Here is a 26,167-nt window from a genome sequence, read left to right on the forward strand (position 1 = left end):
ACAGAAGCAGCAGTGGGAGCAGACGCTCAGCGGACGCGTGGAAGTGGCGGAATCTTTTCCTGCGTCGCGTTGCCATTGATCTTCGTTTCCAGAACGCCGCCGGTGGCGAAGGCCTCCGCGGGGGTCTTCAAGGGCCAACGCATGTTCGCGCCCGGCAGGACGTAGCCCATCAGGCCGGCGTGCACCGGAGTGCGCTTGCCGGCGGTATCGACGAAATCCAGATCGGCGAGCTGGGCGTGCATGCCGCCGCCGTTGGCGACCTCGAGCACCGTCTGGCTGCCTTCGCGGCGCAGCGACCAGCTGAGCTGGGGTGCGGCCGGCTGCGCGCCGGCGGCTGCGATGAAGATGGGCACCGAGTAGCGCAGCACCAGCTGCAGGCCCTTCTTTTCCTTCATCTCGACGGGCAGTTCGTCGATGACTACCCGGTACGAATTCTCGACCGCGCCGGCAGGAACCCCGGTGCGGATGACGCGGATCAGCTGCCGCTCGGACGGTGCGAGCTGCACCATCGGCGGGCTCACGAGGAGCTCGCGCGAGGGCGTGAGCTTCTCGTTGCCGGCTTCCTGCGACCACTGGTAGACCCGCACCTGGGCGTGCACCACGTCGTCGCCGGTGTTGCTGAGCCATAGGCCATCGGCGCTCTGCGTGGCCTGCAGCGTCAGCGTGACCGGAGAGACCTGCAGCCCGCTAGCCGAGGCGGCCGCGTGCGCCAGCAGGGCGAACGCGAGGGCAAGGGTGTGGCGCAGCAGGCGGTGCACGGTCGGCCTCAGGCAATGGATCAGTAGTTGACCTGGACGGTCACGGTGTCGGCGTAGGCACCAGGCGTCACGTTGGCGCTTGCGACCGTTGCGAACACGGGGATGGACTGGGCCGTGCCGGTGCCGGTGCCGGCCACGCCGTTTCCGACCGAGGTGGGCGTGGCGGTGTTGCCCCAGATGGGACCCGTCGCGCTCACCGAGCGAAGCTGGTAGGCAATGGTGTCCGGGCCAGCCACGATGGGACTCATGAAGCCGGCGCCGGTGGTGTCGGTGGCAGCGGTGCTCGAAGGCTGCAGGCCGATGTTGTAGGGCGTCGACTTGGAGCAGGTCACGCTGATGTTGCTGCTGGCCGACAGGGCGGTGGCGGTCGAGGTGACCGAGCCGAAGTCGATGTTCGAGGCCGCACCCGCCGTGACCGAGCAGGCCTTGGTCACGGTGATGAGGACCTTGAACGTGGAGCTGGCCGTGTCGGCGATCGCCGCGCTGGCGGCCAGAGCGGCCAGGACGGCTGCAACGATGAGGGAAGGTTTTTTCATGAGGACGGACTCTCGGGTATCGAACGGTTGATGAAGAGAGAATGAGGCCCAAAGTTCACAAATTTGGGACTGTGAATTTTAGTTAACAATTGGAAGAAAGAGTGAGCTGTTGTTACGGAGACAGCAAAATTCGCTCGCCCAGGCACTCGTTTCCCGGCCTCGCGTGACTTTTGTTACGAAATTCGGCCACTCATCCAGCAGCCTTCCGACAGTTCCGTAGCGCGGCCGCCACGCCGCCCCAAGCCGGTGCACCCGCACTGGCACGTCGCTTGCATAACCTGACCACTTGCTCTGATTAAGCGGTCAAACACACCATGCGAGTGCTCGTCGTCTACTGCCATCCGGTCGAAACCAGCTTCCACGCCGCCCTGCACCAGGAGGTCTTGAAGAACCTTCGCGCGGCCGGGCACGAGGTGGACGACTGCGACCTCTACGCCGAAGGCTTCAACCCAGTGCTGTCGCGCGAGGAGCGCCTGGGCTACCACGACGTGCCCTCCAACCAGCTGCCGCTCGCGCCCTACGTGGAGCGGCTGCTGTGGGCCGAGGGCATCGTGTTCTGCTTTCCGACCTGGTGCTTCGGGCTGCCGGCGATGCTCAAGGGCTACTTCGACCGGCTCTTCATGCCGGGCGTGGCCTTCGACATCAGCGACCCGGCCAACGTGAAGCCGATGCTCACGCACATCAAGCGCATCAGCGCCGTCGTCACCTACGGGCGGCCGCGCTGGATGGCGATGTACATGGGCGATCCGCCGCGCAAGATCGTCACGCGGTACATGCTGCGGCTGACCGGCCGGCGCGCGAAGGTGGACTACCACGCCCACTACCACATGAATGTCGCCACCGAGCCCCAGCTCAAGCGCTTCATGGCGCGCGTGGGGCAAGCCATGGCGCGCTTCGCATGAGCGCGCCATCGCTCCTCGACAACGTGCGCCTGCCGCGCTGGCTGCTGCCGGCGGACTGGCCGCAGCGCGATGGCGTGCCCGAACTCGCGCGCGTTGCGATCGAGGCCGGCCGCGTGCGATCTGTCGACCCCGCTGTCGCCGCCACGCCCTCCGCCTGGAACCTCGGCGGCGCACTGGTGCTTCCCTGCTTCATCGACGTCCACACGCACCTGGACAAGGCCTTCACGCTGCCGCGCATGAAGCAGGTGCAGCCCGGCCTGCTCGGCGCCATCGACGCGATGCTCGCCGATCGCGTGCACTGGACGCCGGCCGACGTGCGCGAGCGCGCCTCGCGCGGCCTGCAGTGGGCCTGGGAATGCGGCACCTCGCACCTGCGCACGCACGTCGACTGGTGGGAGCCCGATGCCGTGCCGATGGCATGGCCGGTGATGGCCGAGCTGGCGCAGGAATGGGCCGACAGGGTGCGGCTGGAGCAGGTGAGCCTGATCAAGCTGCCGCTCTTCGAAGACGCGGCTCAGGCCATGCGCCTCGCCAGGCAGGTGAAGGCCACCGGCCCGCACGCGCTGCTCGGCGGCTTCGTGCACTCCACCAACTGGAGCGAGAACGCGCTGCGCAACCTGCTGGTGTCGGCGCAGGCCTGCGACCTGGACATCGACCTGCACGTGGACGAGGAGCTCAACGCTTCGGCAGTGGGCCTGCAGACCACCGCCCGCATCCTGCGCGAGATCGGCTACGAAGGCCGCGTGGTCTGCGGCCACATCTGCGCGCTCGCGGCCCAGCCCGAGGCGCAGGCGCTCGCCACGCTCGACGCCGTGGCGCGCGCGCCGATCACGGTGGTGTCGCTGCCTGCCACCAACCTGCTGCTGCAGGATGCCGTCACCGGCCGCACGCCGCGCCTGCGCGGCATCACGCTGGTGAAGGAAGCGCGCGAGCGCGGCATTCCGCTGCTGTTCGCGAGCGATAACGTGCAAGACCCGTTCTGCCGCGTCGGCAGCTTCGACCCGGTCGAGGCGCTGGGCACGGCCGCGCTGGTGGCGCAGCTCGACGAACCCTTCGACGAATGGTCGCAGGCGCTGTGCCGCAGCGACTGGCTGCGGCGCCAAGCCGCTCCTGCGAGGCCCACACTGGTGGGCCAGGGCGCCGACCTGGTGCTGTTCACGCAGGCCGACCGCCACGGCTGGCCCTCGCGCACCGCCGGCCGCGTGGTGCTGCGCGACGGCCGCGTCACGCACGGCGACGCGACGCCCTTCCTCCCCCGGTAACGAACACACAAGGACACCTTCCCATGCTCCACGGCTACATCCCGCCCCACCGCTTCCTGCCCTACCTGAGCTGGACCGAAATCGCCGCGCTGCCCGACCGCGAGAACACCGTCATCGTGCTGCCCTGCGGCGCCATCGAGCAGCACGGTCCGCACCTGCCCTGCTCGGTTGACAGCGTGATCTGCTCGGGCGTGATGGGCAAGGCGCTCGAAAAGCTCCCCGCCGAGGTGCGCGCCTTCGCGCTGCCGACCATCACGTATGGCAAGTCGGAAGAGCACCTGCACTTCCCCGGAACGATGACGCTGACCGGCACCACGCTGCTGTCGACGGTGATCGAGATCGGCGAATCGGTGTACCGCTCGGGCTTTCGCAAGCTGCTGTTCGCCAACGGCCACGGCGGCCAGCCGCAGGTGCTCGAAATGGCGGCGCGCGAACTGCGCCTGCGCCACGGCGATTTCGTGGTGGTGCCGCATGGCGTGTCGCGCCTGCCGAGCGCGGCCAGCAAGCAGGTCAGCGAGCAGGAGAAGAAACTCGCGATGCACGCCGGCCATTCCGAGACCGCGCTGATGCTCGCGCTCGCGCCCGAGACGGTGCACATGGAACATGCGGTCGCCAACTTTCCGCCGCCCTTCCCGATCAAGCTGCTGTCGGCCGACGGCCGCCCGGCCTGTGCATGGACCTCGCGCGACTTCGGCCCGAGCGGCGTGATCGGCGACCCGACCACCGCCACGCGCGAGCAGGGCGAGGCCATCCTCGACACGCTCTCCGACAGCTGGGTGCAGGCGCTGACCGAGCTGCACGCACTGCGCTGGGTGGTGCGCGAGGAAGCCACCTGGGAGCGCGGACACCAGCAGGGCTTCATCCAGCAGCGCTTCGAGCCGGCGGCCTGAGCCCGCTTCTTGCAACGGCCGCTTCTTCCTTTTCCTTCGTCTTCCTCAACCCCCTGCCCCAGAGAGGTCCCCATGCGCTCCTTCGCACTGTCCATCGCCGGCGCCGCCGCCATCGCATTCCTCGCCGCCGCACCCGCGCAGGCCGAGGACAAGTTCACCTACATGACCAACTGGTACGCGCAGGCCGAGCACGGCGGCTTCTACCAGGCCGTGGCACAGGGCATCTACAAGAAGTACGGCCTGGACGTGACCATCAAGATGGGCGGCCCGCAGGTCAACATCACGCAGATGATGGCCGCCGGCCAGGCCGACTGCATCATGGGTTCGAGCGACATCCAGATGATGCAGGTGCGCGAAGGCGGCGTGCCGGTGGTCAACGTGGCGGCCTTCTTCCAGAAGGACCCGCAGGTGCTGATCGCGCACGACGACGTGAAGAAGTTCGAGGACCTGAAAGGCAAGACACTGCTGATCGGCGCGCAGGCCCAGCGCGGCTACTGGCCGTGGCTGAAGGCCAAGTTCGGCCTCACCGACGAGCAGACCCGCCCCTACACCTTCAACATCCAGCCCTTCGTGGCCGACAAGAACGCGGCGCAGCAGGGCTACCTGACCTCGGAGCCCTACGCCATCCAGAAGGCCGGCGTGAAGAGCACCGTGCTGATGTTCAGCGACCACGGCTTCCCGGCCTACGCGACCACCGTGTCGTGCATGGAGAAGACGGTGAAGGACCGCAGCAAGCAGGTCGCCGCCTTCGTGAAGGCCTCGGCGGAGGGCTGGAAGAGCTACCTCGCCGACCCGGCGCCCGCCAACGCGCTCATCAAGAAGGACAACCCCAACATGACCGACGACCAGCTGGCCTACAGCGTGGCCAAGCTCAAGGAGATGGGCATGGTCACCGGCGGCGACGCGGCCAGGCTGGGCATCGGCGTGATGACGGATGCGCGCGCCAAGGCGAGCTACGACTTCCTGGTGAGCGCGAAGCTGCTCGATCCGTCGAAGGTGGAGCTGGCGAAGACTTACACGACCGAGTTCGTGAAGGACGCCAAGGTCATCCCCTGAACCTTAACGACGCGCTGCGCATGAACCGAATCGACCCCCACACGTTGGCACCGCCCCCGGAGCACTCACCCGCCGTACCCGCGGTGGAAGTGCTCTCGGCCGAGAAGACCTATCCCAACGGCACGCAGGCGCTGCTGCCGGTGGACCTGTCCATCGCCGAAGGCGAGTTCGTCACCCTGCTCGGCCCCTCGGGCTGCGGCAAGAGCACGCTGCTGAAGATGGTGGCGGGCATGCTGGAGCCCAGCGACGGGCGCCTGCTGGTGTGGCGCCGGCCGGCGGCGCAGCTGCACGACTGCCCGCGCAAGATGTCCTTCGTGTTCCAGTCGCCCACGCTGATGCCGTGGGCCAGCGTGCGGACCAACGTCCGCCTGCCGCTGGACCTGGCCGGCGTGCCGCGCAAGGAGGCCGATGCGCGGGTGATGGAATCGCTCGCGCTCGTGGGTCTGGAGAAGTTCGCCGACACGCTGCCGCGTGCGCTCTCGGGCGGCATGCAGATGCGCGTGTCGATCGCGCGCGGCCTCGTCACGCAGCCCGACCTGCTGCTGATGGACGAGCCCTTCGGCGCGCTCGACGAGATCACGCGCCACAAGCTCGACGCCGACCTGCTGGAGCTGTGGCGCAAGAAGAAGCTCACGGTGATCTTCGTGACGCACTCGATCCACGAGGCGGTGTTCCTGTCGAGCCGCGTGGTGATGATGGCCGCGCGGCCCGGCCGCGTGGTGGAGGAGTTCCGCATCGACGAACCGTATCCACGCAGGGCCGACTTCATGGTCACGCCCGAATTCGCGCGCTACGCCAAGCAGCTGCAGGACAGCCTGCTGCGCGCCAGCAGCACCGACGAGGAGGCCGCGCGATGACTGCCAAGACCCTTCCCCTGCTGGCTCAGCCGCGCGTGCAGCGCGTGCTCTACCCGGTGCTGATCGGCGTGGTGCTGGTCGCCCTCTGGCAATGGCTGGTGGTGGCGATGGAGTTGCCGCCGTACCTGGTGCCCTCGCCCTACCTGATGATGCAGACGCTGGTGACCGACTGGGCGCCGCTGGGCAACGCGCTGCTGGTCACGCTGAAGATCACGGTGCTGTCGTTCCTGCTGGCCACGGTCGCGGGCGTGCTGATCTCCTTCCTGTTCGTACAGAGCAAGCGCATCGAGACCGCGCTCTTCCCGTACGCGGTGCTGCTGCAGGTCACGCCCATCGTGGCGGTGGCCCCGCTCATCATCATCTGGGTGAAGAACCCGGTGGCGGCTATGACGGTGTGCGCGGCACTGGTGGCGCTGTTCCCGATCATCAGCAACACCACGCTGGGCCTGCGCAGCATCGACCCCGATCTGCAGAGCTACTTCAAGCTCAACCGCGCGACGCGCTGGCAGCAGCTGGTGCGGCTGCGCATTCCGAGCGCGCTGCCCTACTTCTTCGGCGGCCTGCGCATCTCCAGCGGTCTCGCCCTGATCGGCGCAGTGGTGGCCGAGTTCGTCGCGGGCACCGGCGGCTCGGGCGCGGGGCTGGCCTACCAGATCCTGCAGGCGGGCTTCCAGCTGAACATCCCGCGCATGTTCGCGGCGCTGCTGCTCATTTCCCTCACCGGTGTCGCGCTCTTCGTGCTGATGGCCTGGCTCACCAAGCTGGCGCTGGGCTCGTGGCATGCGAGCGAACTTTCCCAGGACTGACCTTGACCATGAACGCCCCTGTTTCCGCCATCGAGCAACTGCTGCTCGAACTCCCCGACCTCGACTGGATCACCGACGAGAGCCGCGTCACGCGGCTGTCCTCCGATTTCTCGTGGTTCAGCCCCGTGCTGGTGCGCCAGCTCAAGGACAAGCGCGCCGACGTGGTCGTGCGGCCGCGCACCGAGGAAGAGATCCGCGCGGTGGTCGGTGCCTGTGCGCGCCGCTGCGTGCCCATCACCATCCGCGGCAGCGGTACCGGCAACTACGGCCAGACCACGCCGCTGGCCGGCGGCGTGGTGCTCGACATGACGGACTACAACAGCTGCCTGTGGGTGCGCCCCGGCGTGGCGCGCGCACAGGCCGGCATCCGTCTCGGCGAACTCGAGAAGCAGACGAAGCCCACGGGGCAGGAGCTGCGCTGTGTTCCATCGACCTACCGCAGCGCGACGCTGGGCGGCCTGTTCGGCGGCGGCTTCGGCGGCGTGGGCTCCATCAACTACGGGCCGCTGGGCGCGCCCGGCAACGTGATCGGCATCCGCGCGATGACCATCGAGGCCGAGCCGCAGGTCGTGGAGCTGCGCGGCGCCGACGCGATGCGCATGCACCACCTGTGGGGCACCAATGGACTGGTGCTGGAGCTGGAGATCGCGCTGGCACCCGCGCATCCGTGGCTGGAAACACTGGTGACCTTCACCGACTTCGAAAGCGCGCTGAACTTCGCCGACAAGCTTGCGCATGCGCCGGGCATCGTGAAGCGCGGTGTCACTTTCTTCGCGGCGCCGATCTCCGACCATCTGTCGCAACTCGCCGCGCACCTGCCCAAGGGCTGCCACACGGTGCTGTCGCTGGTGGCCGAGTCGTGCGAGCCCGCGATGCTGCAGCTGGCGGAGGCCCACGGCGGCACCGTCGGCTACCGCAAGACGGCGGCCGAGGTGCAGAAGAGCAATCGCACGCTGATGGAATTCACCTGGAACCACACGACGCTGCATGCGCTGAAGATCGATCCGAGCCTCACCTACCTGCAGAGCGGCTTCGTTCCGGGCCGGCACGTCGAGCAGGTCATCGAGATGGAGAAGCTGCTGGGCGGCGAAACCGGCGAGGTGATGATGCACATCGAGTTCCTGCGCAACGTGGCCGGCCTCATGACCTGCAGCGGGCTGCAGCTGGTGCGCTTCAGCACCGAGGAGCGCCTGCAGGAGATCATGCGCATCCACCGCGAGCACAACGTGCACATCAACAACCCGCACGTGAACATCGTCGAAGACGGCAAGGCCGGCGGGCCGCTGCCGCCGGAGGTCATCGAGGTGAAGAAGCGTTTCGACCCGCTGGGCCTGCTGAACCCGGGCAAGCTGCGCGACTGGCCGGTGAAGGCGGCTCCGGCAGCCTGACCGTTTTCAGTCGCGGCGACGGCCCAGTACCCAGGCCACCGCCACGATGGCCATGGCCAGCAGCCACAGCGGCCAGAGTCCGAGGGGCGCCACCCAGCGCGCGAAGGGCGTGAGGCCGCGACGGCCTTCCACCGTGGCTTCGAGCACGCCGCGCGTGAGACGCGGGAGTTCGTGCGTCACGCGGCCCTGGGCGTCGATCACCACGGTCGCGCCGGTGTTGGTGGAGCGCACCATCGGCCGCGCGAACTCGAGCGCGCGCATGCGCGAGATCGACAGGTGCTCGTCGATGGCCACCGTGTCGCCGAACCAGGCGATATTGCTCACGTTGAGCAGGATGGTGGGCGCCGTGCCCTCGTCGCGGAAGTTCGCGCCGATCTCATCGCCGAACAAGTCCTCGTAGCAGATGTTCGGCGCGATGCGCTGGCCCTGCCAGACGAAGGGCGCCTGCGCGAGCCCGCCGCGCGCGAAGTCGCCCAGCGGGATGTTCATCATCTGGATGAACCAGCGAAAGCCCAGCGGAATGAATTCGCCGAAGGGCACAAGGTGGTGCTTGCTGTAGGCATAGGGCTGCTCGTCGCCGGGGCGGAACCCCAGCACCGCGTTGCTGTAGGTGCCCTGCCCTCCCAGCGGCAGGCCGACGATGGCGGCCTGGCTGCCCTGGCTGTAGCGGGCCTTGATCGCTTCGAGATAGCCGGCGGGCAGCTGCTGCGGCAGCAGCGGCAAGGCGGTCTCGGGCGTGACGACGAGCGAAGCCTTCGCATCGCGCAGCTGCTCGCCGTACCAGCGCAGCGCGGTCTCGATGCCGCCGCCGGGAATGAATTTTTCGTCCTGCGGGATGTTGCCCTGCAGGAGCGCGACGCTCAGGTTGCCGGCCGCGCCTTTCGCGCCTCGCACATCGTCGCGCAGCGCGGGCACGAGGTTCGGCACGGCGAACACGAATGCGATCAGCACCACGCCCTGCACGGCTTCCGCGATGCGCAGCGGGCGATGCAGCGCGACCAGCGCAACGGCCAGTGCTGCTGCGGCGCCGATGCCGTACACGCCCACCCATGGCGCAAGCGCCGCTAGCGGCCCCTCGACATGCGCGTAGCCGCCGGCGCCCCAAGGGAAACCGGTGAACCAGCTGCCGCGCACCAGCTCGGCCAGCGTCCAGAGCGCCGCAAAGACCAGCGCGCCCGCCACCCGCCCCTGCGGCCCCTTCACCACGAACCATGCAGCGGCGACCGCGTAGTACAGGCCCAGCGCGGCAGCCAGGGCGAGCACGGCGATGGCGGCCAGCGGCGCCGGCAGGCCGCCATAGGTGTGCATCGAGATGAAGAGCCACCAGAAGCTGCCGGTGAGCCAGGCGGTGGAAAACAGCCAGCCGTGCAGCCCGGCACGTCGCCAGCCTGCGCCCTGCGAACGCAGTCCGTCCAACAGCCAGACGAACGCGCCAAGCGACAGCAGCTGCAGCCACCACAGCGGTTTTCCGCCGGCCGGCGAAGCCATCGAGAGCGCCTGCGCAAGCCCGGCGGCGACGAAGCCGAGCGGACGGAGGAAGGAGGCGAAGGAGGAAGCCGGCGCGCGAGCCATCAGTCGGCCGCGTCGCCGCCGCGCGCCGGAGACACCTTGAACCAGCGCACCGCGCCGCCCTTGGTGTGCAGCACGACGAAGTCGAAGCCGCCGATCGCATGGTGCTCGCCGCGCTTGGGCACGTGGCCCATCTCGTGCGCGATCAAGCCGCCGATGGTGTCGAAGTCTTCGCTGAGCTGTTCTTCGTCGAACACGATGCCGAAGGCCTCGGCGACGCGCTCGATGGGCGTGTCGCCCGAGACGCGGTAGGTGTGGTCGGCCAGGCCGAAGATGTCGCCCTCGTCCTCGGCGATGTCGAACTCGTCCTCGATCTCGCCGACGATCTGCTCGAGCACGTCCTCGATGGTGATGAGGCCGGCCACGCGGCCGAACTCGTCGATGACGATGGCCAGGTGGTTGCGGTTGCCGCGGAACTCGCGCAGCAGGTCGTTCAGGCCCTTGCTCTCGGGAACGAAGGTGGCCGGGCGCAGCAGCGCGCGGATGTTCAGGCCAGGCGCGCGCTGCAGCTTGAGCAGGTCCTTCGCGAGCAGGATGCCGATGATGTTTTCCTTCTCGCCCTCGTACACCGGAAAGCGCGAGTGCGCGGTGTCGATGACGAGATGCAGCAGCGCGTCGAACGGGGCGTCGATGTTCACCAGGTCCATGCGCGGCGCGGCGACCATCACGTCGCCGGCGGTCATGTCGGCCATGCGCAGCACGCCTTCGAGCATCACGCGCGACTCCGCGCCGATCACCTCGTTGTCCTCGGCGTCTGCCAGGGTTTCGATCAGCTCGTCGCGCGAATCGGGGCCGGGGTGGATGAATTCGGCGAGTTTCTGGAGAAAGCTGCGCTTGTCTTCCCGTTCGACGGGAGCGCGTTCAGGGTGAGGTTCGGCCACTGCGGGAGGGCGGAGTTGAGGAGGGACAAGGATACCGGATTGCGTGTGACACGCTCTACCGGGCCCTCCCCGAGGGTAAGTACGGAAGCAGCCGCCAGGGCCGCGGAGCTCAGGGCGCCGACTTCTTCCGGGCGTCGCGCATGCCGCTGCGCACCTCCTGCAGGCTGGCCAGGAAGGCCCAGAACTGCTTGGCCCGGCTCTTGAGCGCGAAGTCGACGGCGGCGTAGTGCTCCAGGGCGATCTCGCTCATGCGGCTGTCGAAGGTGGCGCTGGGCAGTTCGAGATGAGCCTCGGCTTCCGAGCCGCTGCGCACCACGGTGGCACCGGCGTTGCGGGCGATCTTCAGCATGGCGGCGTTCTCGCTCAGCGCATGGATGAAGAGCATGCCCACGCCTTCGTTGCGCGCCACGACCACCGCACGCTCGAAGAGGCGGGCGCCGTAGCCGCGTCCGCGGGCATGGGCCGACACGGAAACGCCGAACTCGGCGCAGTCGCTGTGCTGGTCGCCGGGGGCGAAGGCCAGGTGGGCCATCGCGATCAGGTCGAGGCGGCGGTTGTAGATGCCGAAGAGCTCGTCGCGCTCGAAATCGAGGCTGTCGACGTAGCGCTGGATCTGCTCGTCGGCCGCCGCGTAGCCGAAGCGCAGGTAGCGGTCGTGCGGAGCGAGGTCGAGCAGGTGGCGGGCGATGCGCTCGCGTTCGCGGGGGCCGATCGAGCGGATCGGCACCATCACCGGTTGAGGCGCGCTGACTGCGCGTGGTTGCGCCTCAACCATTGGCGCCTTCAGGAAAGAGCCAATGCCGAGAGACGCTTTGAGAAGGGTCTTGGCGGTAAGCATGGCTCCAATGTAAGGGTTTTCACCTAAACAACAAGTTCACAAGGTTAATCCGGGGACACATTCGTGACCCCTTACCAGAACGTGTGGCGCCATCGCAACCAAATTGTGGCTAAACAGGCACAGCTGTTGTGGCCTTGACACGGTCGAGCACGAAGCTGGTCTTGCAGTCTTCAACGCTCGGGTGCTTGAGCAGGGTGTCCATGATGAAGCGGCTGTAGTGAGCCATGTCGGCGACCACCACGCGCAGCAGGTAGTCCATGTCGCCGGTGAGAGCCGCACATTCGACCACCTCGGGCCAGGTCTGCACGCTGGCGCGGAACAGGTCCATGGGGTTGCGCTTGTGGGTCTCGGTGTGCTTTTCCAGCCGCACGTTGAGGTAGGCGGTCAGCCCCAGGCCGACGGCTTCGGGCTGGACCAGGGCCACATAGCGGTCGATCACCCGATGCTCTTCCAGCCGCTTGACCCGGCGCAGCACGGCGCTGGGCGACAGGCTCACCTGCTCGGCGATCTGGTCGTAGGTGGCGCGGCCGTCTGCTTGCAGCGTGCGCAAAATGAGCCGATCAATCTTGTCCAGTGCTTCCATTTCGCCATTCTTGCAGCTTTACTGCGCAAGAGCCACCATGAGCGCGTGGAAACGCAGAAAACCTGAGAGGCATCCACCCTACATTGCATGACCGGCCGATTTCGCGCCCCATTTCATTCGATCCGTTCCATTCCCCACCTCTACCGGAGACCGCACATGAGCCTTGCCGACGCCCCCGCCTTCACGCCCTGGGAGAACCCCATGGGCACCGACGGCTTCGAATTCATCGAGTACGCGGCACCCGATCCGGCCGCCATGGGCAAGGTGTTCGAGCGCATGGGCTTCAAGGCCGTGGCCAAGCACCGCCACAAGAATGTGCTGCTGTACCGCCAGGGCACGATCAACTTCATCATCAACGCCGAGCCCGATTCGTTCGCGCAGCGCTTCGCGCGCCTGCACGGCCCCAGCGTCTGCGCCATCGCCTTCCGCGTGCAGGACGCCAAGTTCGCCTACGAGCGCGCCATTTCGCTGGGCGCCTGGGGCTTCGCCGACAAGGCCGGCCCGGGCGAGCTGAACATTCCCGCCATCAAGGGCATCGGCGACAGCCTGATCTACCTGGTCGACCGCTGGCGCGGCAAGAACGGCGCGAAGCCGGGCGACATCGGCAACATCGGCTTCTTCGACGTCGACTTCGAGGCGCTGCCGGGCCTGACCGCCGAAGAGGCGCTGGCACCCGTGGGCAACGGCCTGACCTACATCGACCACCTGACGCACAACGTGCACCGCGGCCGCATGAACGAATGGGCCGAGTTCTACGAGCGCCTGTTCAACTTCCGCGAAGTGAAGTACTTCGACATCGAAGGCCAGGTCACCGGCGTGAAGAGCAAGGCCATGACCAGCCCCTGCGGCAAGATCCGCATCCCGATCAACGAGGAAGGCAAGGAGCAGGCCGGCCAGATCCAGGAGTACCTGGACATGTACAACGGCGAAGGCATCCAGCACATCGCGATGGGCTCGGACGACCTGTACCAAACCGTCGACGCCCTGCGCGCCAACGGCGTGAAGCTGCTGGACACCATCGACACCTATTACGAGCTGGTCGACAAGCGCATTCCCGGCCACGGCGAAAGCGTGGAGGAGCTGCACAAGCGCAAGATCCTGATCGACGGCAAGAAGGACGCGCTGCTGCTGCAGATCTTCAGCGAGAACCAGCTCGGCCCGATCTTCTTCGAGTTCATCCAGCGCAAGGGCGACGACGGCTTCGGCAACGGCAACTTCAAGGCGCTGTTCGAGAGCATCGAGCTCGACCAGATGCGCCGCGGGGTGCTGAGCGCCGCAAAATAAGGGCCCCATCCCTTATTCACGCTTCTGGAGCACGCATGCGCAGCTGTACGCCTTCGATCGGTCTGACCTTCATTGCGGCGGCAGCCGCCCTTCTTTCGGGCTGCGCCATGGCCCCGGCCGCCACCGTGCCGGTGGCCGGGGCCTCGCACCTGGACACGGTGCAGAAGGCCGCGGTACTGCGCATCTGCACCCCGGGCGACTACAAGCCCTTCAGCTTCCAGAAGCCCGACGGCGCATTCGAGGGCATCGACGTCGACCTGATGACCGGCTTCAGCGCCAGCCTCGGCGCGAAGCCCGAGTGGGTCAAGACCACCTGGGCCAACCTGCTGCCCGACCTGGCCGCCGGCAAGTGCGACATCGCCGTGGGCGGCGTGTCGGTCACCACCGACCGGCAGAAGCGCGCCTTCTTCAGCGCGCCCTACATGGTCAACGGCAAGACGCCGATCGCGCGCTGCGCCGACGTGGCTAAGTACCAGAGCGTGGCGGCCATCGACCAGCCGTCGGTGCGCGTCATCTTCAATCCGGGCGGCAGCAACGAGCGATTCGCCCGCGCCAACTTCAAGAAGGCCAAGCTCACGCTGCACGGCGAGAACGTGACGATCTTCGACGAGATCCTCGCCAACCGCGCCGACGTGTTCGTCACCGAGGCGGCCGAGGCCATCACGCAGCAGAAGCTCAAGCCCGGCCTGTGCGCGGTCAACCCCGACAAGCCGCTGCAGTACGGTGAAATGGCCTGGATGCTGCCGCGCGACGACGTGGCCTTCAAGTCGTATGTCGACCAGTGGCTGCACCTGCAGCAAGCCGGCGGCGACTTCCAGCGGACGATGGACCGCTGGCTCAAGTAAACCTTCCTCCTCCGAGATCGCTTTTTCATGGACTCCCCCGCCGCCGCAGTTGTCACCCCCGCCGTCTATGGCGCCTCCGACCGCCCTCCGCGCGGCGACTACTCGCGCGGCGGCGCGGTGCTGGCCGACTACACCTGCCCGCAGGACTGGGCCAGCTACACGCCGGCCGACCACGACACCTACCGCCGCCTCTACGAGCGGCAGGTGGCGCAGCTGCCGGGCCTGGCCTGCGACGCCTTCATCAATGCGCTGCCCTCGCTGGGCGTGAAGGACCGCATCCCGCGCTTCGACGAGCTCAACGAGCGGCTGCGCAAGGCGACAGGCTGGGAGATCGTGGCGGTGCCGGGACTGATCCCGGAGCTGCCCTTCTTCACGCTGCTGGCGAACCGCAAGTTTCCGGTGACGGACTGGATCCGCAAGCCCGAGGAGTTCGACTACATCGTCGAGCCCGACGTGTTCCACGACCTGTTCGGCCACGTGCCGATGCTGTTCGACCCGACCTTCGCCGACTACGTGCAGCGCTACGGCCAGGGCGGCATCAAGGCGCACGAACTCGGCGCGGGCGAGAAGCTCGCGCGGCTCTACTGGTACACGGTGGAGTTCGGCCTGATCCGCCAGCCGGACCGTCTGCGCGCGTACGGCGCGGGCATCCTCAGCTCGGTAGGCGAACTCAGGCACGCCGTGCTCAGCGACGAGCCGCGCCGCCTGCCGCTGGACCTGCTGCGCACCATGCGCACGCGCTACAAGATCGACACCTACCAGGCCAACTACTTCGTGATCGACAGCTTCAAGCAGCTGTTCGACCTCACGGAGCCCGATTTCACGCCGCTGTACGAGTCGCTGAAGGTCGCGACCGACATCGAGGCCGGGGTGTTGCTGCCGGGCGAGTCCGGCAAGGCCTGAAACCTCGAAGGGTTGTTCGCACGCGCAGCTATCGCGCGCGTGACAGCGCACACCCCTTCCCTAGGACAAGCCCGCTGGTCGCGGAGGCAGGGTGCCTTCCACAATCCGCGCCAAAGGAGCTTGCATGCAGACCAACACATCCGCGCGACAGAACTATCCGGCCGGCGTGCCGCACGAGATTCATCCGGAGCAGTACCGCTCGTTGCCCCAGATGTTCGACGAGGCCTTTGCCCGTTATGCCGACAGGCCCTTCTCGGTCTGCATGGAGCGCTGGATGTCTTACGGCGAGCTCGATGCGCTGTCGAAGGCGCTGGGCGCCTGGCTGCAGTCGCGCGGGCTGGAGCCTGGTGCGCGGGTGGCGATCATGCTGCCGAACATCCCGCAGTTCGCGGTCACCATGTGCGGCGTGCTGCGCGCGGGATACACGTGCGTCAACGTCAATCCGCTGTACACGGCGCGGGAGCTGGAGCACCAGCTGAAGGACTCCGGCGCGACGGCCATCGTCATTCTTGAAAACTTCGCGTCCACGCTCGAGAAGGTGATCGAGCGCACGCCGGTGAAGCACGTGGTCATGACCTCGATGGGTGACCTGCTGGGCGGCCTGTACGGCGCGTGGATCACGATGGCCGTGCGCCACCTCGCGAAGCTCGTGCCGGCTTACAAGCTGCCGCTGAGCGACGGGCGCAGCGTGACGCCGTTCAGCCAGGCGATTGCCGAGGGACGCGGCCGTACGCTGGGGCCTGACCAGAGCACGCTCGATTCGATCGCTTTCCTGCAATACACGGGTGGCACGACCGGCTTGTCGAAGGGCGCGGTGCTGACCCACCGCAACATCGTCGCGGCCACGCTGCAGGCCGAGGCCTGGTTCACGCCGGCACTGTCGCGCGCGGGTGACCTGGCGAAGGTCAACAGTATCGCGGCGCTGCCGCTTTATCACATCTTCGCGCTGACGCTGTGCCTGCTGGTGATCCGCCAGGGCTCGCACATGACGCTGATCCCGAATCCACGGGACTTCAACAAGTTCATCGCGGTGCTGAAGAAGCGGCCCTTCCACATGCTGCCCGCGGTGAACACCTTGTTCAATGCGCTGCTGATGCATCCGGAGTTCAAGTCGATCGACTTCTCGACGCTGTTCGTCTCGCAGGCGGGCGGCATGGCCGCCTCGGAAGGCACGGCGCGCAAGTGGTTCGAGGCCACTGGCTGCCCGATGATCGAAGGCTGGGGCATGAGCGAGACCTGCGCGATCGGGACCAACAACCCGGTATCGAATACCGAGTTCACCGGGACGATCGGGCTGCCGCTGCCCAGCATCGAGATCGCCATCAAGGATGACGATGGAAACTCGCTGCCCGTGGGCCAAGCCGGGGAGCTCTGCATCAAGGGGCCGAACGTGATGACGGGCTACTACAACCAGCCGGCCGAGACTGCCGCGGCTTTCACTGCCGATGGCTTCATGCGCACCGGCGACATCGCGGTGATGCAGGAAGACGGGTACAGCCGCATCGTCGACCGCAAGAAGGACATGATCCTGGTGAGCGGCTTCAACGTATTCCCGAACGAACTGGAGAACGTGATCTCGCTGTGCCCGGGCGTGGTGGAGTGCGCGGCGGTGGGCGTGCCCGATGAGAAGCAGGGCGAAGCCATCAAGGTCTTCGTGGTCCGCAGGGACCCGGCGCTGACCGAGGATGCGGTGCTGCAGTATTGCCACTCGCAGCTCACGGGCTACAAGCGGCCGAAACACATCGAATTTCGGGAGTCGCTGCCGAAGACCAATGTCGGGAAGATCCTGCGGCGTGAGCTTCGCGTCAATGCAAACGCCTGAGCGGCACAGATGAGCCCTTCGTCGGCTGGCGCCGGGCTGCCGGCGGGTGTCGTTGTGTTCGAGCGGGGGTGGCTGTCTTCGAACAACGTGCTGTTCGTGGCCGGCGAAGAGACTGCGCTGGTCGACACGGGGTACGCCGCGCACGCCGAGCAGACCTTGGCGCTGGTCGAGTCGGTACTGGGAGAGCGACCGCTCGACCGAATTCTGAATACGCATCTGCACAGTGACCACTGCGGAGGGAATGCTGCGCTGCAACTGCGATATCCAACGGTTCGCACCGAGATTCCGCCAGGAGAAGCTGCATTTGTGGAGAGCTGGAACCAGCAGGGGCTGAGTTTTCTGGCTACCGGGCAGACTTGTCCCAGGTTCCGATTCACAACGCTGCTGCTGCCGGGGAGCGATTGCGTGCTTGGCGGCAGGCTGTGGCAGGTGCACGCGGCACCGGGGCACGATCCTCACTCGGTCATCTTGTTCGATGAGCAGTCGCGCACGTTGATATCAGCGGATGCGCTGTGGGAGAACGGGTTCGGTATCGCGTTTCCAGAACTGGCGGGGGAGCCGTCGTTCGGAGAAGTAGGAGCGACCTTGGACCTGATCGAGAAGCTGGCGCCGGAACGAGTGATTCCGGGGCACGGAGCTGTGTTCGACGATGTTGGGAAAGCGCTGGCTGTTGCGCGTCAGCGCCTGGAGAAATTGATAGGCGATCCGGCCAAGCATGCGCGGCATGCCATCAAGGTCTTGATGAAGTTCAAGTTGCTGGAAGTGCAGACCATCTCGACAGCCGGATGGAATGCCTGGTTGCACGGCACGCCCTATCTCGAGGCGATCCGATCACGCTTTTTCAGTGACGTCGAGTTGGGTCGGCTGACTGGCGATATCTTGGCGGAGCTGGTCAGCGCTGGCGCGGCCGAAGCGAGCCACACAGATATCCGCAATCGGTAATTGGTGTACCCCGCGCCAAGCGTTTTGCTTCACTTTTGGCGCTCTCGGAGCATCTGATCCGTCTCCTGGCGTTTTTTCTTGTTTGTGCTGTGCAAAGCAAAAACCCCCGATCGCGATGGACCGGGGGTTTCTGGGGCTGTAAGAGCCTGACGATGACCTACTTTCACACGGGAACCCGCACTATCATCGGCGCTGAGTCGTTTCACTGTCCTGTTCGGGATGGGAAGGAGTGGGACCAACTCGCTATGGTCATCAGGCATAAAGGGTTGTCTGGTTGATCACATGATCAATCAGACGAATTCATAGAGTTTGGAATCAGTTTTGGCGAATTGTTTTGAATGCGTCAACTTGGCATAACACCTTGATCTGACTGATCAAAGTTATAGGGTCAAGCCGCACGAGCAATTAGTATCAGTTAGCTTAACGCATTACTGCGCTTCCACACCTGACCTATCAACGTCCTGGTCTTGAACGACTCTTCAGGGGGCTCAAGGCCCCGGCAGATCTCATCTTGAAACGAGTTTCCCGCTTAGATGCTTTCAGCGGTTATCTCTTCCACACTTAGCTACTCGGCAATGCCACTGGCGTGACAACCGATACACCAGAGGTGTGTCCACTCCGGTCCTCTCGTACTAGGAGCAGGCTTCCTCAAATCTGCAGCGCCCACGGAAGATAGGGACCAAACTGTCTCACGACGTTTTAAACCCAGCTCACGTACCTCTTTAAATGGCGAACAGCCATACCCTTGGGACCGGCTACAGCCCCAGGATGAGATGAGCCGACATCGAGGTGCCAAACACCGCCGTCGATATGAACTCTTGGGCGGTATCAGCCTGTTATCCCCAGAGTACCTTTTATCCGTTGAGCGATGGCCCTTCCATACAGAACCACCGGATCACTATGTCCTGCTTTCGCATCTGCTCGACTTGTCAGTCTCGCAGTTAAGCACGCTTATGCCATTGCACTATCGTCACGATGTCCGACCGTAACTAGCGTACCTTCGAACTCCTCCGTTACGCTTTGGGAGGAGACCGCCCCAGTCAAACTGCCTACCATGCACTGTCCCCGATCCAGATAATGGACCTAGGTTAGAACCTCAAACACACCAGGGTGGTATTTCAACGTTGGCTCCACAAGATCTAGCGACCCTGCTTCAAAGCCTCCCACCTATCCTACACAGATCTGTTCAAAGTCCAATACAAAGCTACAGTAAAGGTTCATGGGGTCTTTCCGTCTTTCCGCGGGGAGATTGCATCATCACAAACATTTCAACTTCGCTGAGTCTCAGGAGGAGACAGTGTGGCCATCGTTACGCCATTCGTGCAGGTCGGAACTTACCCGACAAGGAATTTCGCTACCTTAGGACCGTTATAGTTACGGCCGCCGTTTACTGGGACTTCAATCAAGAGCTTGCACCCCATCATTTAATCTTCCAGCACCGGGCAGGCGTCACACCCTATACGTCCACTTTCGTGTTTGCAGAGTGCTGTGTTTTTAATAAACAGTCGCAGCCACCGATTTTTTGCAACCCGTTCATGCTCCGTTGTTCACTTCACACTAATAGGGCACACCTTCTTCCGAAGTTACGGTGTCAATTTGCCGAGTTCCTTCTCCTGAGTTCTCTCAAGCGCCTTAGAATACTCATCTCGCGCACCAGTGTCGGTTTGCGGTACGGTCGTTGTTAGCTGAAGCTTAGTGGCTTTTCCTGGAACCTCGTTCAATCACTTCACCAGCAAGCTGGCTCGATCGATGGCCTCGGTATATGTGCACCGGATTTGCCTAATGCACGCCTACATCCATCTAAACCGGGATATCCAACACCCGGATGACCTATTAAGATCCGTCCCCACATCGCACTAACAATCGGTACAGGAATATTGACCTGTTTCCCATCAGCTACGCATCTCTGCCTCGCCTTAGGGGCCGACTCACTCTACGCCGATGAACGTTGCGTAGAAAACCTTGCGCTTACGGCGAGGGGGCTTTTCACCCCCTTTAACGCTACTCATGTCAGCATTCGCACTTCTGATACCTCCAGCACGCTTTACAACGCACCTTCACAGGCTTACAGAACGCTCTCCTACCACTTGCAATAAATTGCAAATCCGCAGCTTCGGTAACTGGCTTAGCCCCGTTACATCTTCCGCGCAGGACGACTCGATCAGTGAGCTATTACGCTTTCTTTAAATGATGGCTGCTTCTAAGCCAACATCCTGACTGTTTTAGCCTTCCCACTTCGTTTCCCACTTAGCCAATTTTAGGGACCTTAGCTGGCGGTCTGGGTTGTTTCCCTCTTGAGTCCGGACGTTAGCACCCGGTGCTCTGTCTCCCAAGCTGTACTCTTCGGTATTCGGAGTTTGCCTTGGTTTGGTAAGTCGCCATGACCCCCTAGCCAAAACAGTGCTCTACCCCCGAAGGTAATACTTGAGGCACTACCTAAATAGTTTTCGGAGAGAACCAGCTATTTCCAAGTTTGTTTAGCCTTTCACCCCTATCCACAGCTCATCCGCTAGTTTTGCAACACTAGTCGGTTCGGACCTCCAGTACCTGTTACGGCACCTTCATCCTGGCCATGGATAGATCACTTGGTTTCGGGTCTACACCCAGCGACTGATCGCCCTATTCGGACTCGATTTCTCTACGGCTTCCCTATTCGGTTAACCTTGCCACTGAATGTAAGTCGCTGACCCATTATACAAAAGGTACGCAGTCACCCTTGCGGGCTCCTACTTTTTGTAAGCACGCGGTTTCAGGATCTATTTCACTCCCCTCCCGGGGTTCTTTTCGCCTTTCCCTCACGGTACTAGTTCACTATCGGTCAATGATGAGTATTTAGCCTTGGAGGATGGTCCCCCCATATTCAGACAGGATTTCTCGTGTCCCGCCCTACTTGTCGTTAGCTCAGTACCACACAGGTCATTTCACGTACGGGGCTATCACCCGCTATGGCCAGCCTTTCCAAGCTGTTCCGTTATGTCTTGTGCTATCACTAACAGGCTTCTCCGATTTCGCTCGCCACTACTTTCGGAATCTCGGTTGATGTCTTTTCCTCGAGCTACTGAGATGTTTCAGTTCACCCGGTTCGCCTCGTTACCCTATGTATTCAGATAACGATACCTTTCGGTGGGTTTCCCCATTCGGAAATCTCCGGATCAAAGCTAATTTGCCAGCTCCCCGAAGCTTATCGCAGGCTATCACGTCCTTCGTCGCCTATCATTGCCAAGGCATCCACCACGTGCTCTTATTCACTTGACCCTATAACTTTGACGTTTCCTCACGGAAACCAAAGTCAATCAAGGAATTGCCAGGTCTTTCACCTGACGCGTTATGCCGTCTTCAAAAATCGATTTGATTCGAAATTGAAGTTTCTTTTGACGCAATCAAAAATTCTTGCTGCTGATGGCACGGTCCGCACTAAACCTTTACGAATGTGCGGTTTCCATCAGCAGCGCTGATTCGACTCTATGAATTTTTAAAGAACAGCCGATTGATCAAGAGATCCTGATCAACAACAAAGAAGCCTCATGCTTTCGCAGGAAGCCGCTTTGGTGTTGAGTAAGCATCGAGTTGTTGGTGGAGGATGACGGGATCGAACCGACGACCCCCTGCTTGCAAAGCAGGTGCTCTCCCAGCTGAGCTAATCCCCCTCAACTCTCACACGAGATATCAGAAGATTTGGTGGGTCTAGTTGGGCTCGAACCAACGACCCCCGCCTTATCAAGACGGTGCTCTAACCAGCTGAGCTACAGACCCATATCGATGACCTTGACGATCTCGACTTCTTCCAACAACCGATAAGTGTGGGCGTTTAAATTAAATTGCCTGTTTCCAGAAAGGAGGTGATCCAGCCGCACCTTCCGATACGGCTACCTTGTTACGACTTCACCCCAGTCACGAACCCTGCCGTGGTAATCGCCCTCCTTGCGGTTAAGCTAACTACTTCTGGCAGAACCCGCTCCCATGGTGTGACGGGCGGTGTGTACAAGACCCGGGAACGTATTCACCGTGACATTCTGATCCACGATTACTAGCGATTCCGACTTCACGCAGTCGAGTTGCAGACTGCGATCCGGACTACGACTGGTTTTATGGGATTAGCTCCCCCTCGCGGGTTGGCAACCCTTTGTACCAGCCATTGTATGACGTGTGTAGCCCCACCTATAAGGGCCATGAGGACTTGACGTCATCCCCACCTTCCTCCGGTTTGTCACCGGCAGTCTCATTAGAGTGCCCAACTGAATGTAGCAACTAATGACAAGGGTTGCGCTCGTTGCGGGACTTAACCCAACATCTCACGACACGAGCTGACGACAGCCATGCAGCACCTGTGTTACGGCTCTCTTTCGAGCACTAAGCCATCTCTGGCAAATTCCGTACATGTCAAAGGTGGGTAAGGTTTTTCGCGTTGCATCGAATTAAACCACATCATCCACCGCTTGTGCGGGTCCCCGTCAATTCCTTTGAGTTTCAACCTTGCGGCCGTACTCCCCAGGCGGTCAACTTCACGCGTTAGCTTCGTTACTGAGTCAGTGAAGACCCAACAACCAGTTGACATCGTTTAGGGCGTGGACTACCAGGGTATCTAATCCTGTTTGCTCCCCACGCTTTCGTGCATGAGCGTCAGTACAGGCCCAGGGGATTGCCTTCGCCATCGGTGTTCCTCCGCATATCTACGCATTTCACTGCTACACGCGGAATTCCATCCCCCTCTGCCGTACTCCAGCAATGCAGTCACAGATGCAGTTCCCAGGTTGAGCCCGGGGATTTCACAACTGTCTTACATCACCGCCTGCGCACGCTTTACGCCCAGTAATTCCGATTAACGCTTGCACCCTACGTATTACCGCGGCTGCTGGCACGTAGTTAGCCGGTGCTTATTCTTACGGTACCGTCATTAGCCCTCTTTATTAGAAAGAGCCGTTTCGTTCCGTACAAAAGCAGTTTACAACCCGAAGGCCTTCATCCTGCACGCGGCATGGCTGGATCAGGCTTGCGCCCATTGTCCAAAATTCCCCACTGCTGCCTCCCGTAGGAGTCTGGGCCGTGTCTCAGTCCCAGTGTGGCTGGTCGTCCTCTCAGACCAGCTACAGATCGAAGGCTTGGTGAGCCTTTACCTCACCAACTACCTAATCTGCCATCGGCCGCTCCATTCGCGCAAGGTCTTGCGATCCCCTGCTTTCATCCGTAGATCGTATGCGGTATTAGCACAGCTTTCGCTGCGTTATCCCCCACGATTGGGCACGTTCCGATGTATTACTCACCCGTTCGCCACTCGCCGCCAGGATTGCTCCCGCGCTGCCGTTCGACTTGCATGTGTAAGGCATGCCGCCAGCGTTCAATCTGAGCCAGGATCAAACTCTATAGTTCGATCTTGATTTTGCGCCCCATCTCGCGATGGAGCAAAACTCACAAAAACGGAATTGAAGTGAACTTCACTTCTATTCTCATGAGCGTTTTAAGTCTTGCGACTTGTTCCGAAGAACTTGTGCAATTACCTTCAAACGCCCACGCTTATCGGCTGTAATTTTTTAACGATCACCGAAGCAACTTGTCGCTTACTTCGTTTGCTTGCTGCGATCAGCGAAGCCTTGTAGTCTAGCACGATTTTTAAAGAATCGCCAAACTTTTTTCGCTTTCCATTTCTTCGTTATTCGCAGCTCACAACTCTCATTGTCAGCCGCCGAAGTCATTTCAGCGGAGCCTTGTAGTCTAGCACGATTTTTTCAAATCAACCAAACTATTTTGGCTTTTCGCATCCACCAACTTCTCTCGCAACCCGCAACTTTCATCGCAAGTCGCTGAAGCAGTTCGTTTCAGCGAAGCCTTCGATTATGCACTGTTTTTTCAAACCGCGTCAACTTTTCGAAGACTTTTCTTCGCCCCGTCCAACCAGCCCCTAAGAACCTGCAAGACCCGAACACCAGGAGGCATTCAGCAGCGAAGCCCACGAGTATATGACAGATTTGTGCTTGCGCAAGACACTCGTGGAAGAATCTTGGATCGGCGTCGCAGCGGGCTCTTCTCTGCTCTATCTATATGGAGGAAGAAACACTCCCCAGGACGGCTCGGCATCCCCTCCTCCGATAATCCGCGCCACATGGCACTCATCACACTCCTCGACGCGCAGCTCGCGTTCGGTCACGTCCCGCTGCTGGATCATGCGGACTTCTCTCTTATGGAATCGGAGCGCATCGGCCTGATCGGCCGCAACGGCGCGGGCAAGTCCTCCCTGCTCAAGATACTGGGCGGCCTGGAGAAGACCGACGACGGCACCCTGCAGCTGCAGCAGAACCTTCGCGTGGCCTACGTCGCCCAGGAGCCTGCGCTCGACATGGATGCAGACGTCTTCGCCGCCGCCAGCCAGGGCCTGGCCCCGGTCATCGCGCTGCGCGATCTCTATCTCTCCGGCGCCGACGGCCTCGACCTCGACGCACTCCAGTCCCAGATCGAGGCCTTCGACGCCTGGAACTGGGAGCAGCGCGTCGAGGAGACGCTGCACCGCCTGCACCTCGACCGCAACGCCCGCGTCGGCTCTCTCTCAGGCGGCACCCGCAAGCGCGTGGCCCTCGCCCAGGCTCTCGTGGCGGCTCCGGACGTCCTTTTGCTCGACGAGCCCACCAACCACCTGGACCTCGACTCCATCGAATGGCTCGAGCAGCTGCTGATCGACTTCAAGGGCAGCGTCGTCACCGTCACCCATGACCGCAGCTTCCTGAACCGCGTCGCCACCCGCATCGTCGAGCTCGACCGGGGCAAGCTCGGCTCCTACCCCGGAAATTTCGAGCAGTACCTCGCCCAGAAGGAAGAGCAGCTCGCCCAGGAGGCGGTGATCAACGCCAAGGCCGACAAGCTGCTGGCCCAGGAGGAAATCTGGATCCGCAAGGGCGTGGAAGCCCGCCGCACCCGCAGCCAGAGCCGCATCACCCGCCTGCAGGAACTGCGTGCCAGCCACGCCGCCCGACGGAACGTGCAGGGCAGCGTCAACATGGACGTGGCCTCGGGCCAGGCCAGCGGCAAGATCGTGGCCGAGCTCACCGACGCCACCAAGTCCTTCGGCGACAAGACCGTGATCCGCAAGTTCAGCGGCACCATCCTGCGCGGCGACAAGGTCGGCCTGCTCGGCCCCAACGGCGCGGGCAAGACCACCCTGCTGAAGCTGATCCTCGGCGAGCTCGAGCCCGACAGCGGCAGGATCCGCCGCGGCACCAACCTGCAGGTGGCGTACTTCGACCAGATGCGCGACAAGCTCGACCTCGACGCCACGCTGGAAGATTTCATCAGCCCCGGCAGCGAGTGGATCGAGATCGGCACCCAGAAGAAGCACGTCAAGAGCTATCTCTCCGACTTCCTCTTCTCCCCGGCGCGCGCCAACTCGCCCGTGCGCTCGCTCAGCGGCGGCGAGCGCAACCGGCTGCTGCTGGCTCGCCTGTTCGCGCGTCCGGCCAATGTGCTGGTGCTCGACGAGCCGACCAACGACCTCGACATCGACACCCTCGAGCTTCTCGAGAACCTGCTGCAGGACTACGACGGCACCGTGTTCCTTGTGAGCCACGACCGCACCTTCCTCGACAACGTGGTCACCAGCACCATCGCGTACGAGGGCGACGGCCGCTGGCGCGAGTACGAAGGCAGCGTTCAGGATTGGCTGACGCAGTCCAAGCGCGCCCGCGAGATTGCCGAGCAGCGCCTTGCCGCGGCAGCGGCAGCCGCACCGGCCGCGGCTCCCGCCCCTGCGGCGGAAGTGCCCGCTCCGAAGGTGGCGCCAGGCCTGCGCAAGAAACTCTCTTACAAGGAGCAGCGTGAACTGGACGCGCTCCCCGCCCAGATCGCGGCCCTCGAGACCGAGCAGCAGCGCATCACCGAGTTGCTCGAGCTGGACGGCGGCGCCATCTACGCCACCGACTCCTCGCGCGCAGCCGAGCTGGCGGAGCGCCACGCCAAGATCGACGATGAACTGCTGGCCGCCATGGAGCGCCAGGAAGAACTCTCCGCCGGACGCTGACAGCCAGGCGCGCCTGCCGTCCGACGCGCGGCGGGCGCCGACT

The 26,167-nt window shown here is 63.3% G+C and carries 19 protein-coding genes, 2 tRNA genes and 3 rRNA genes; 13 read left to right on the forward strand and 11 right to left on the reverse strand.

Annotated elements, in window-relative coordinates; genetic code table 11:
* Nucleotides 1–26 precede the first annotated feature (26 nt).
* Together ABL844_RS28550 and ABL844_RS28555 are read right to left on the reverse strand one after the other, a co-directional pair.
* Nucleotides 27–758, reverse strand: a complete 732-nt coding sequence (locus ABL844_RS28550; protein WP_418129749.1) for a molecular chaperone — start codon at nucleotides 756–758, stop codon at nucleotides 27–29.
* 20 nt (nucleotides 759–778) lie between these two features.
* Complete coding sequence (locus ABL844_RS28555) at nucleotides 779–1,294, reverse strand: spore coat U domain-containing protein (RefSeq protein WP_126023789.1); 516 nt, start codon at nucleotides 1,292–1,294, stop codon at nucleotides 779–781.
* Nucleotides 1,295–1,608: 314 nt separating this feature from the next.
* On the opposite strand from ABL844_RS28555, the gene ABL844_RS28560 reads away from it, so the two are divergent.
* The 7 genes from ABL844_RS28560 to ABL844_RS28590 all read left to right on the forward strand — a co-directional run bounded on the left by ABL844_RS28560 (nucleotide 1,609) and on the right by ABL844_RS28590 (nucleotide 8,455).
* Nucleotides 1,609–2,196 (forward strand): NAD(P)H-dependent oxidoreductase, encoded by a 588-nt coding sequence (locus ABL844_RS28560; protein WP_126023790.1) that lies wholly within the window; start codon nucleotides 1,609–1,611, stop codon nucleotides 2,194–2,196.
* Nucleotides 2,193–3,458, forward strand: coding sequence for an amidohydrolase family protein (locus tag ABL844_RS28565; protein WP_418129750.1), 1,266 nt, complete (start codon nucleotides 2,193–2,195; stop codon nucleotides 3,456–3,458). The genes ABL844_RS28560 and ABL844_RS28565 overlap by 4 nt, the downstream gene beginning before the upstream one ends.
* Before the next feature lie 23 nt (nucleotides 3,459–3,481).
* Nucleotides 3,482–4,348: a creatininase family protein gene (locus tag ABL844_RS28570; protein WP_126023792.1), complete on the forward strand. Its 867-nt coding sequence runs from the start codon at nucleotides 3,482–3,484 to the stop codon at nucleotides 4,346–4,348.
* A 72-nt stretch (nucleotides 4,349–4,420) separates the two neighbouring features.
* Nucleotides 4,421–5,404 carry an ABC transporter substrate-binding protein gene (locus ABL844_RS28575; RefSeq protein WP_126023793.1) on the forward strand — a complete coding sequence of 328 codons (984 nt, stop codon included), beginning with the start codon at nucleotides 4,421–4,423 and terminating at the stop codon, nucleotides 5,402–5,404.
* A gap of 20 nt (nucleotides 5,405–5,424) precedes the next feature.
* Nucleotides 5,425–6,261: an ABC transporter ATP-binding protein gene (locus ABL844_RS28580; protein WP_418129751.1), complete on the forward strand. Its 837-nt coding sequence runs from the start codon at nucleotides 5,425–5,427 to the stop codon at nucleotides 6,259–6,261.
* A complete protein-coding gene (locus ABL844_RS28585) occupies nucleotides 6,258–7,067 on the forward strand; it encodes an ABC transporter permease (protein WP_418118081.1) in 810 nt (269 codons plus the stop codon). The genes ABL844_RS28580 and ABL844_RS28585 overlap by 4 nt, the downstream gene beginning before the upstream one ends.
* Nucleotides 7,068–7,075: 8 nt before the next feature.
* On the forward strand, nucleotides 7,076–8,455 hold the full coding sequence (locus tag ABL844_RS28590; RefSeq protein ID WP_418129752.1) for an FAD-binding oxidoreductase: 1,380 nt from the start codon (nucleotides 7,076–7,078) through the stop codon (nucleotides 8,453–8,455).
* A gap of 6 nt (nucleotides 8,456–8,461) precedes the next feature.
* Here ABL844_RS28590 and lnt read toward each other — a convergent pair whose 3' ends face one another.
* The 4 genes from lnt to ABL844_RS28610 form a co-directional block, all read right to left on the reverse strand.
* Nucleotides 8,462–10,027 carry an apolipoprotein N-acyltransferase gene (gene lnt / locus ABL844_RS28595; protein ID WP_418129753.1) on the reverse strand — a complete coding sequence of 522 codons (1,566 nt, stop codon included), beginning with the start codon at nucleotides 10,025–10,027 and terminating at the stop codon, nucleotides 8,462–8,464.
* Nucleotides 10,027–10,905 carry an HlyC/CorC family transporter gene (locus ABL844_RS28600; protein ID WP_126023798.1) on the reverse strand — a complete coding sequence of 293 codons (879 nt, stop codon included), beginning with the start codon at nucleotides 10,903–10,905 and terminating at the stop codon, nucleotides 10,027–10,029. Before ABL844_RS28600 ends, lnt begins: the two co-directional genes overlap by 1 nt.
* A gap of 109 nt (nucleotides 10,906–11,014) precedes the next feature.
* Nucleotides 11,015–11,743 carry an N-acetyltransferase family protein gene (locus tag ABL844_RS28605; protein WP_418129754.1) on the reverse strand — a complete coding sequence of 243 codons (729 nt, stop codon included), beginning with the start codon at nucleotides 11,741–11,743 and terminating at the stop codon, nucleotides 11,015–11,017.
* A gap of 109 nt (nucleotides 11,744–11,852) precedes the next feature.
* Nucleotides 11,853–12,326: an Lrp/AsnC family transcriptional regulator gene (locus ABL844_RS28610; protein WP_019658474.1), complete on the reverse strand. Its 474-nt coding sequence runs from the start codon at nucleotides 12,324–12,326 to the stop codon at nucleotides 11,853–11,855.
* A gap of 156 nt (nucleotides 12,327–12,482) precedes the next feature.
* Here ABL844_RS28610 and hppD point away from each other — a divergent pair, with 156 nt between their 5' ends.
* The 5 genes from hppD (at nucleotide 12,483) to ABL844_RS28635 (ending at nucleotide 18,122) form a co-directional block, all read left to right on the forward strand.
* Nucleotides 12,483–13,610: a 4-hydroxyphenylpyruvate dioxygenase gene (gene hppD, locus ABL844_RS28615; RefSeq protein WP_184640941.1), complete on the forward strand. Its 1,128-nt coding sequence runs from the start codon at nucleotides 12,483–12,485 to the stop codon at nucleotides 13,608–13,610.
* Nucleotides 13,611–13,645: 35 nt separating this feature from the next.
* Nucleotides 13,646–14,455, forward strand: a complete 810-nt coding sequence (locus ABL844_RS28620; protein WP_418129755.1) for a transporter substrate-binding domain-containing protein — start codon at nucleotides 13,646–13,648, stop codon at nucleotides 14,453–14,455.
* 27 nt (nucleotides 14,456–14,482) lie between these two features.
* Nucleotides 14,483–15,358: a phenylalanine 4-monooxygenase gene (gene phhA, locus ABL844_RS28625; protein WP_418129756.1), complete on the forward strand. Its 876-nt coding sequence runs from the start codon at nucleotides 14,483–14,485 to the stop codon at nucleotides 15,356–15,358.
* A gap of 124 nt (nucleotides 15,359–15,482) precedes the next feature.
* Complete coding sequence (locus ABL844_RS28630; protein ID WP_184640944.1) at nucleotides 15,483–17,180, forward strand: AMP-binding protein; 1,698 nt, start codon at nucleotides 15,483–15,485, stop codon at nucleotides 17,178–17,180.
* 9 nt (nucleotides 17,181–17,189) lie between these two features.
* Nucleotides 17,190–18,122, forward strand: a complete 933-nt coding sequence (locus ABL844_RS28635) for an MBL fold metallo-hydrolase (protein WP_418129757.1) — start codon at nucleotides 17,190–17,192, stop codon at nucleotides 18,120–18,122.
* Nucleotides 18,123–18,266: 144 nt separating this feature from the next.
* Here the strand turns inward: ABL844_RS28635 and rrf are convergent.
* From rrf to ABL844_RS28660, 5 genes are all read right to left on the reverse strand, one after another.
* Nucleotides 18,267–18,379: ribosomal RNA gene (rrf, locus tag ABL844_RS28640) — 5S ribosomal RNA — on the reverse strand.
* A gap of 127 nt (nucleotides 18,380–18,506) precedes the next feature.
* Nucleotides 18,507–21,377: ribosomal RNA gene (locus ABL844_RS28645) — 23S ribosomal RNA — on the reverse strand.
* Nucleotides 21,378–21,693: 316 nt separating this feature from the next.
* Nucleotides 21,694–21,769, reverse strand: a tRNA-Ala gene (locus ABL844_RS28650).
* Between the two features lie 29 nt (nucleotides 21,770–21,798).
* Nucleotides 21,799–21,875, reverse strand: a tRNA-Ile gene (locus ABL844_RS28655).
* Between the two features lie 79 nt (nucleotides 21,876–21,954).
* Nucleotides 21,955–23,489: ribosomal RNA gene (locus ABL844_RS28660) — 16S ribosomal RNA — on the reverse strand.
* Together the 16S, 23S and 5S rRNA genes with 2 tRNA genes alongside form the textbook arrangement of a ribosomal RNA operon.
* 730 nt (nucleotides 23,490–24,219) lie before the next feature.
* Here ABL844_RS28660 and ABL844_RS28665 point away from each other — a divergent pair.
* Complete coding sequence (locus ABL844_RS28665) at nucleotides 24,220–26,124, forward strand: ATP-binding cassette domain-containing protein (protein ID WP_418129758.1); 1,905 nt, start codon at nucleotides 24,220–24,222, stop codon at nucleotides 26,122–26,124.
* Nucleotides 26,125–26,167 lie beyond the last annotated feature (43 nt).

Source organism: Variovorax sp. 278MFTsu5.1 (assembly GCF_048305045.1).
Taxonomy (GTDB): domain Bacteria; phylum Pseudomonadota; class Gammaproteobacteria; order Burkholderiales; family Burkholderiaceae_C; genus Variovorax; species Variovorax guangxiensis.

What these genes read in the sequence shown, in the direction of transcription:
- ABL844_RS28555 (WP_126023789.1), bottom strand. Translation starts at nt 1,294, where the DNA reads ATGAAAAAACCTTCCCTCATCGTTGCAGCCGTCCTGGCCGCTCTGGCC.
- ABL844_RS28560 (WP_126023790.1), top strand. Translation starts at nt 1,609, where the DNA reads ATGCGAGTGCTCGTCGTCTACTGCCATCCGGTCGAAACCAGCTTCCAC.
- ABL844_RS28565 (WP_418129750.1), top strand. Translation starts at nt 2,193, where the DNA reads ATGAGCGCGCCATCGCTCCTCGACAACGTGCGCCTGCCGCGCTGGCTG.
- ABL844_RS28570 (WP_126023792.1), top strand. Translation starts at nt 3,482, where the DNA reads ATGCTCCACGGCTACATCCCGCCCCACCGCTTCCTGCCCTACCTGAGC.
- ABL844_RS28575 (WP_126023793.1), top strand. Translation starts at nt 4,421, where the DNA reads ATGCGCTCCTTCGCACTGTCCATCGCCGGCGCCGCCGCCATCGCATTC.
- ABL844_RS28580 (WP_418129751.1), top strand. Translation starts at nt 5,425, where the DNA reads ATGAACCGAATCGACCCCCACACGTTGGCACCGCCCCCGGAGCACTCA.
- ABL844_RS28585 (WP_418118081.1), top strand. Translation starts at nt 6,258, where the DNA reads ATGACTGCCAAGACCCTTCCCCTGCTGGCTCAGCCGCGCGTGCAGCGC.
- ABL844_RS28590 (WP_418129752.1), top strand. Translation starts at nt 7,076, where the DNA reads ATGAACGCCCCTGTTTCCGCCATCGAGCAACTGCTGCTCGAACTCCCC.
- lnt (WP_418129753.1), bottom strand. Translation starts at nt 10,027, where the DNA reads ATGGCTCGCGCGCCGGCTTCCTCCTTCGCCTCCTTCCTCCGTCCGCTC.
- ABL844_RS28605 (WP_418129754.1), bottom strand. Translation starts at nt 11,743, where the DNA reads ATGCTTACCGCCAAGACCCTTCTCAAAGCGTCTCTCGGCATTGGCTCT.
- ABL844_RS28610 (WP_019658474.1), bottom strand. Translation starts at nt 12,326, where the DNA reads ATGGAAGCACTGGACAAGATTGATCGGCTCATTTTGCGCACGCTGCAA.
- hppD (WP_184640941.1), top strand. Translation starts at nt 12,483, where the DNA reads ATGAGCCTTGCCGACGCCCCCGCCTTCACGCCCTGGGAGAACCCCATG.
- ABL844_RS28620 (WP_418129755.1), top strand. Translation starts at nt 13,646, where the DNA reads ATGCGCAGCTGTACGCCTTCGATCGGTCTGACCTTCATTGCGGCGGCA.
- phhA (WP_418129756.1), top strand. Translation starts at nt 14,483, where the DNA reads ATGGACTCCCCCGCCGCCGCAGTTGTCACCCCCGCCGTCTATGGCGCC.
- ABL844_RS28630 (WP_184640944.1), top strand. Translation starts at nt 15,483, where the DNA reads ATGCAGACCAACACATCCGCGCGACAGAACTATCCGGCCGGCGTGCCG.
- ABL844_RS28635 (WP_418129757.1), top strand. Translation starts at nt 17,190, where the DNA reads ATGAGCCCTTCGTCGGCTGGCGCCGGGCTGCCGGCGGGTGTCGTTGTG.
- ABL844_RS28665 (WP_418129758.1), top strand. Translation starts at nt 24,220, where the DNA reads ATGGCACTCATCACACTCCTCGACGCGCAGCTCGCGTTCGGTCACGTC.